We start from the raw sequence: 6,142 nt of genomic DNA, 5'->3' as shown, positions 1-6,142 counted from the left end.
GCTGGACGCCGATCACGGTGAGTTGCCGCGCAGGCTGGTGGCCGGTGCGGCCGAGTCTGTGCAGGTGACGCCGATCGATGGTGCGCGGTTTGCGGCGGATCTGGCGGCCGATCCGATGGCGACGGAGAAGCTGGCGAGCGGTATCGATGCGTTCGCCAAGGATCTGGAGGCGTTGCGGCAGACGATCCGCGCGCGGTTGTAAGCGCGGGCGGTTGCATGGCTGCGGCCTGAATGCCGCCGCTGGCGTTGACGTGGCGTGGACGCAACTTCACTCGGGCTTGCCGCCGGCAGGCAGACACTCGGGCCATGTTCCATAAACAGGGATCGACCATGAAGACGAGCTTCCGCGTGTTGTGCCTGGGCAGTCTGCTCGCCGTATCGGCCGTCGCCGGCGCCCAGACCTATGGCCCCAAGGACGAGGGACGCCGCTTCAACGACGGCAGCAAGGTGGTGTGCCACAACGTCGAGGTCCAGCGTAATTCCAAGGACCCCAACCGCATCACGGGCACGGCGACCGGCGCTGTCGTGGGCGGTCTGCTCGGTAACCAGGTCGGTGGCGGCAATGGCAAGAAGCTGGCTACGGTGGCCGGTGCAGTAGCAGGTGGCGCCGCAGGCCGTCAGATCCAGGGCAATCAGCAGTCGAAGAACGGCGATCGCGTGGTCGAGCGTCGCTGTGAGCGTCAGTATCGCTGACGCCCGCGGCGCTCTGAGCCCTCTGTGCTGATACATAAATAGGCAGTGACATGAGAGGCGACCTGCGGGTCGCCTTTTTATTGGCCGTTCAACACCGATATCGGCTTGCCGCACATGCCTGCTCGCGATCTGCGGCGAATATCGACATGCCCATCGATCATTTCGGCCGTGACAGGGCGATGGTGGAGCATGTCATTAATGAATCCATCGCCCAAAAGAATTCTCATCGGTCATGCTCGGCGCACGCTGTTCCCGGGCCGTGGCGGAGCGGTGTCGATGGCCGTGCTGCTGGTGCTGTCACTGCTGGCCATGACGGCATGCAGCCCGCCGCCGAAGCCTGCGCAGGACACGCTGGTCATCGGATTTGGGACGTCGCTGACCAACACGTACTTTGACCCGGGGCTGACCCCGGGCACGGGCATCCCCCTGCTGCTGCAGTACGCGCAGCACGACGCCCTGGTGCGTCCGATCCGGGGCAATCCCTCCGGCCCGAGTCTGGCTGAGCGCTGGACGCAGAGCGCCGATGGGCTCACGTACGACTTCCACCTGCGCAAGGGCGTCCGCTTCCAGAACGGCGACCCGCTGACCGCCGACGATGTGAAGTTTTCCTTTGAACGCTATCAGGGCGCAGGCGCGCGGCTGCTGAAGCAGCGCGTCGCCCGGGTCGACATCGTCTCGCCACTGCATGTGCGCTTCCAGTTGCAGCAGGCCTGGCCGGATTTCATGACGTTCTATGGCACCACCGCCACCGGCGCGGGGTGGATCGTGCCCAAGCGCTACATCGAGCAGGTGGGCGATGAGGGGTTCCGCAAGCAGCCCATCGGTGCCGGGCCGTACCGCCTGGTGAGCTTCAAGCCGGGCGTGGAATTCGTCTTCGAAGCGTCGCCGTATTACTGGCGCCGCACGCCGAACATCCGCCGGGTCGTGATCAAGGTGATCCCGGATGCCGCCACCCGGTTGGCGGCGGTGTCGCGCGGCGAGATCGATGTTGCCTACGGGCTGAGTGATGCGCTGGCCAAGGAGGCGCAGCGCACGCCAGGGCTGACACTGAAGACCGCCGACATCCCGGTGACCAACTTCATGATCTTCGCCAGCCTGTACGACGCAGGCTCGCCATGGGGTGATCCGCGAGTACGCGAAGCAGCGAACCTGGCCATCGATCGCAGGACGATCAATGATGCGCTGTATCTGGGGCTGGGCCGCGAATCGAGCAGCATCATTCCGCACGCGATGGCTTACTACCAGGCGCCTGCGCCTTACCGTTACGATCCAGTACGCGCCCGCGCGCTGCTGGCGCAGGCCGGTTATCCGCAGGGCTTCGATGGCGGCGAGCTGCATGCCGAGAACGGTGATTTCAGCGAGATGGTGCAGAGCTATCTTGCCGAGGTCGGCATCACGGTGAAGCTGCGCCTCAGCGAGCGTGCCTCGCACCTCAAGCGCCTGGGCGAGAAACAGCTTGGCGGCCTGGCGATGACCGGTTCGGGGGCGGCCGGCAACGCGGCCACGCGGCTGGAGCAGTTCGTCCACAGCGGTGGAGCACTGTCCTACCTCCACGATCCCGAGCTGGATGCGCTGATCGATGCGCAGGCGATGGAAACCGACGATGCCAAGCGCACCGCGCTGCTGGACGCCGCCCAGGCGCGCCTGCGCGACGGTCACTTCTTCCTGCCGGTCCTGGAGTACGCCATGGTCGTGGTGGTCGGGCCGCGCATGGCGTTCGACGGGGTCAATGCGATTCCGGGCAGCCCTTACACCACGCCCTACGAAGATCTCGCCTTCAAACCAGCGAGCCGCCCGCAATGACCGGTTGGATGCGCAGCACGTTACTCATGGCCGGGCTGCTGTGCCTCGGAATACACGGGCCAGCCGCACTGGCCGCGACAAAGGAGACCGGTGTGACCGCAAGCAATGACACTGTCGTCGGCGAGGTGCCGACGTCGATCACGCAACATCGTTTGCGCATCGATGGGCGCGACATCCGATACACCGCCAGTGCAGGCACGTTGACCCTGCACGATGCGCAGGGTCGGCCGGACGCCGCGATGTTCCATGTCGCCTATACCGCTGACGACATTCCCGAGGGTGCACCGCGGCCGGTGACGTTCCTGTTCAACGGCGGGCCTGGCTCGTCCAGCATCTGGCTGCACATGGGCTCGATCGGCCCGGTCCGCGTGCACACCCGCGACGCCCAGGCGACCGGGCCGGCGCCCTATCGGTGGGAAGACAATCCACACAGCCTGCTGGACCGTTCGGACCTGGTCTTCGTCGATGCAATCGGTACCGGCTACTCCACGGGGCTGCGTCGTCCCGGCGATGGCGAGGGCGACCCAAGCAGCCGCTACTGGGGCACCGATCAGGATATTGATGCGTTCGCCCGCTTCATCCAGGCCTACATCGCGCAGCACCAGCGATGGAATGCACCGAAATTCCTGTTCGGCGAATCCTACGGCACCGTGCGCGCGGTCGGCGTGGCGAGGCGGCTGCAGGAGCTTGGGATCGAGAGCAACGGGATCGTGCTGATGTCCTCGATTCTCAACTTCGGTGCGCGGCTGCCGGGGTTTGATCACGAATTCGTGCACACGCTGCCGACCTTCGCTGCGATTGCCTGGCACCACGGCAGGGTCCAGGGGCAGGGAAGCGACCAGGCGGCCTTCCTGCAGCGGGTGCGCGATTTCGCGCGGCGTGACTATGCGGTGGCCTTGGGATATGGCAATACGCTGGGCAGCGAAGAAACGGCGCGCATTGCCGCGCAGCTGAGCACGTACACCGGCATTCCGGCCGCATTCTGGAAGGATTCCAATCTGCGCATCAGTGTTCAGCGTTTCCGCAAGGAACTGCTGCGTGATTCCCGCCAGGCGGTGGGCCGTTACGACGGTCGCTTCCTGGGCCTGGAGGGCGAAGCCGCCGGTGATGAGCCCGAGAGCGATGCGTCCTCCACCGCGATCCTGGGCGCGTTCACCGCAGCGTTCAATGACTACCTGGGTAACAGCCTGAAGTACCGCCATCCCGCCGCGTACCGGGTGAAGGCACCGCTGAGCCGGCAATGGGACTGGAAGCACGCTGTGCCGGGCGCGCAGGGACCGGTGCTGCCGGTGCCGCTGCCGGTGATGACCGTCGACCTGGCCGCGACGTTGCGCGCCAACCCGCAGCTGAAGGTGTTGTCGGCCAATGGCTGGTACGACCTGTCCACCCCCTTCTCCGCCGCCGAATACGATCTGGCCCACATGGATATCGATGCAGCATTGCGCGACAACATCCAACTCACCTATTACCCGTCCGGTCACATGATGTATCTGGAACCCGGCTCGCTGGTGCAGCTCAAACGGGATCTCGCCCGCTTCTATGACCAGGCCATCCCCGCGCGGTGATGGGGATGGCGTGGCTGACGCCCGGGCTCAGATCACCGAGCCGGGATCCGGTGCCCCTGCCAGGGCGCCGGTGTCGGCGGCGATCAAGTTCGCTTCGTGCCAGTCGGCATCGGCCAGGAACAGCGAGCGGGTCAGACCCTGCACCAGCCGTGCCGGGCCGAACCTCATGCCCGGGATGCCTTGGCTGATCCTGCCCATGCTGAGCAGGCCGGCAATCCCGAAGTCATGGATGTCGTGCAGCCACGGTGCGTCGTGGCCGGGCTTTGCGGTGTATTCGAACGACGCCCCCAGATAGGGGGACTGCGCCAGTGCGGCGACCAGGTCCGGGCGGTCATCGGGCGGCGCATCGTACACATCCTTCCAGCGCGCGATGTCGTGTACCAGCCCGGCCAATTCCATACGCCGGGTCACGTCGATGGAGAATCCGGTCGCGAGGATCAGGAAATCCGCCTGCACAGGGCCAAGGGTACTGTCGATATGGATCACGCCGTCCAGTTCGCGCACCGCATCCCAGCGGCACCCGGTCCAGAGCCGGAATGCGGCATGCCGAGTGCAGCGTTCCACGCTGTAGGGCGGAGGCGGCGTGCTGTGCCGTGCCAGGCGGCGCATGATCCTCCATCGCTGGTCGTCATCCAGATCGGGGTAGTGGCGGTACAGGCCCGCATTCTCCAGCGGTGTACGGATCGCGGGTTGCTCGATGCTCTCGCGGCGCGCGAACAGGTGCACTTCGGCGGCGCCGTGTTCCAGGGCGACGGCCGCGTTGTCGAAGGCGGAGGCACCGGCACCGAGCACGGCCACACGCTTGCCGCGCAGTGCGGTGAAGTCGATCGCATCGGACGAATGCGCGCGCAGCGCCGGCGGTATGTGGTTGGTCACCATCGCCGGCAGCAGTGGGCCGCTGCTGTCCAACCCGGTCGCCAGGACCAGCTTGCGGGTGTACCAGGTCTCGCGTTGCCCGTTGTTGTCGATCGCCAGGGCCAGCACGTCCTGGTGCGGCTGCACGTCCAGCAGGCTCACGCCATTGCGCACCGGCACGCCGGCGACACGTCGGAACCAGCGCAGGTAGTCGACGAAATCGACCGTGCTGGACAACGCCAGCGCGTCCCACGCCGCCTGCCCATGGCGTGCGGCGTACCAGGCCGGGAAGGACAGGCTGGGCGTGCCCAGGTCCGGGCCGATCAACTGCTTGGCGGTGCGCAGCGTCGGCATGCGCGCATAGCTGAGCCAAGGGCCTTCGTGGCCCGGCGCGGCACGATCGATCAGCACGATGTTGCGCACCTGCTCGCGCAACAGGCCATACCCGATCCCCAGGCCGCTGAGTCCCGCACCCACCACCACCACGTCATGCACGTCCTGCCCGTTCACCGAGCGCGGCCGCACCCAGCTCGCGGCGGGCAGGTCGAGATACGCGATCTCGGCCTGCACTTGCGCCTCCAGTGCTTTCAGCGCCGCTTCGCTCATGTGGCGCGTCCTGCCCGGGCACGTTCGGCCAGGCGCCGATCAAGGAAGTCCAGGCGATCCTGGCCCCAGAAAATCTCACCGTCCAGCACATAATTGGGCGTGCCGAAGATGCCCAGCGCGATCGCATCCTCCTTGTTGCGCTGCCATTCGGCCAGCACCGCCGGGCTGGCGGCATGTGCGAGCAGTGCCGCACCGTCCAGGCCGGCTTCATCGGCCACGGCTTGGCGCACCGCAGGATCCAGCGTGTCGCGCTCGTCGGCCCACAGCGCTTCGAGCAGGCGGAACGAAAGCAGGTTCGCATCCAGCCCCTGTTGCCGCGCGGCAATCACCAGGTAGCACGCATCGAGCGGGTTGGTGGGGTAGTACTTCGGCGCGAGCTTGAGCGGCAGGCCCAGATGCTTGCGCCAGCGGTCCAGTTCCAGTGCGTGGTAGGCCTGGCGTGCATCGGGACGCGTACGCAGCGGGATGCCGCCGTTCTCCTGCAGGACCAGGATCGGGCGCGGCACGATGGTCGCGCCGTGCCGCTCGGCGATGGCATAGAAGCGTTGCGCGCCAAGATAGGCCCAGGGGGAAGACAGCGAATGAAAGTACTCGATGGTGGCGGTCATGGCATCCAGGTC

The 6,142-nt window shown here is 66.3% G+C and carries 5 protein-coding genes and 1 pseudogene; 4 read left to right on the top strand and 2 right to left on the bottom strand.

Annotated elements, in window-relative coordinates:
• From AC1DIQ_RS18175 to AC1DIQ_RS18160, 4 genes and pseudogenes are all read left to right on the top strand, one after another.
• Window positions 1–202 (top strand): annotated as a pseudogene (locus AC1DIQ_RS18175) (transaldolase); the annotation flags it as partial.
• Between the two features lie 128 nt (window positions 203–330).
• Window positions 331–693 carry a glycine zipper 2TM domain-containing protein gene (locus AC1DIQ_RS18170; RefSeq protein ID WP_102789149.1) on the top strand — a complete coding sequence of 121 codons (363 nt, stop codon included), beginning with the start codon at window positions 331–333 and terminating at the stop codon, window positions 691–693.
• 276 nt (window positions 694–969) lie between these two features.
• A complete protein-coding gene (locus tag AC1DIQ_RS18165) occupies window positions 970–2,496 on the top strand; it encodes an ABC transporter substrate-binding protein (RefSeq protein ID WP_478050542.1) in 1,527 nt (508 codons plus the stop codon).
• Between the two features lie 92 nt (window positions 2,497–2,588).
• Window positions 2,589–4,061: a S10 family peptidase gene (locus AC1DIQ_RS18160; RefSeq protein ID WP_478050541.1), complete on the top strand. Its 1,473-nt coding sequence runs from the start codon at window positions 2,589–2,591 to the stop codon at window positions 4,059–4,061.
• 27 nt (window positions 4,062–4,088) lie between these two features.
• On the opposite strand, the gene AC1DIQ_RS18155 is transcribed toward AC1DIQ_RS18160, so the two are convergent.
• Window positions 4,089–5,522 (bottom strand): SidA/IucD/PvdA family monooxygenase, encoded by a 1,434-nt coding sequence (locus AC1DIQ_RS18155; RefSeq protein WP_478050540.1) that lies wholly within the window; start codon window positions 5,520–5,522, stop codon window positions 4,089–4,091.
• The gene (locus tag AC1DIQ_RS18150) at window positions 5,519–6,130 is read right to left on the bottom strand and encodes a DsbA family protein (RefSeq protein ID WP_478050539.1); all 612 of its coding nucleotides are present in this window, start codon (window positions 6,128–6,130) and stop codon (window positions 5,519–5,521) included. The genes AC1DIQ_RS18155 and AC1DIQ_RS18150 overlap by 4 nt, the downstream gene beginning before the upstream one ends.
• Window positions 6,131–6,142: the final 12 nt, after the last annotated feature.

Source organism: Stenotrophomonas sp. 05L413, from assembly GCF_056397945.1.
The sequence above is the reverse complement of the archived record's forward strand: the minus strand, read 5'-3'. Positions and strand labels throughout refer to the sequence as shown.

What these genes read in the sequence shown, in the direction of transcription:
- AC1DIQ_RS18170 (WP_102789149.1), top strand. Translation starts at nt 331, where the DNA reads ATGAAGACGAGCTTCCGCGTGTTGTGCCTGGGCAGTCTGCTCGCCGTA.
- AC1DIQ_RS18150 (WP_478050539.1), bottom strand. Translation starts at nt 6,130, where the DNA reads ATGACCGCCACCATCGAGTACTTTCATTCGCTGTCTTCCCCCTGGGCC.
- AC1DIQ_RS18165 (WP_478050542.1), top strand. Translation starts at nt 970, where the DNA reads ATGGCCGTGCTGCTGGTGCTGTCACTGCTGGCCATGACGGCATGCAGC.
- AC1DIQ_RS18155 (WP_478050540.1), bottom strand. Translation starts at nt 5,522, where the DNA reads ATGAGCGAAGCGGCGCTGAAAGCACTGGAGGCGCAAGTGCAGGCCGAG.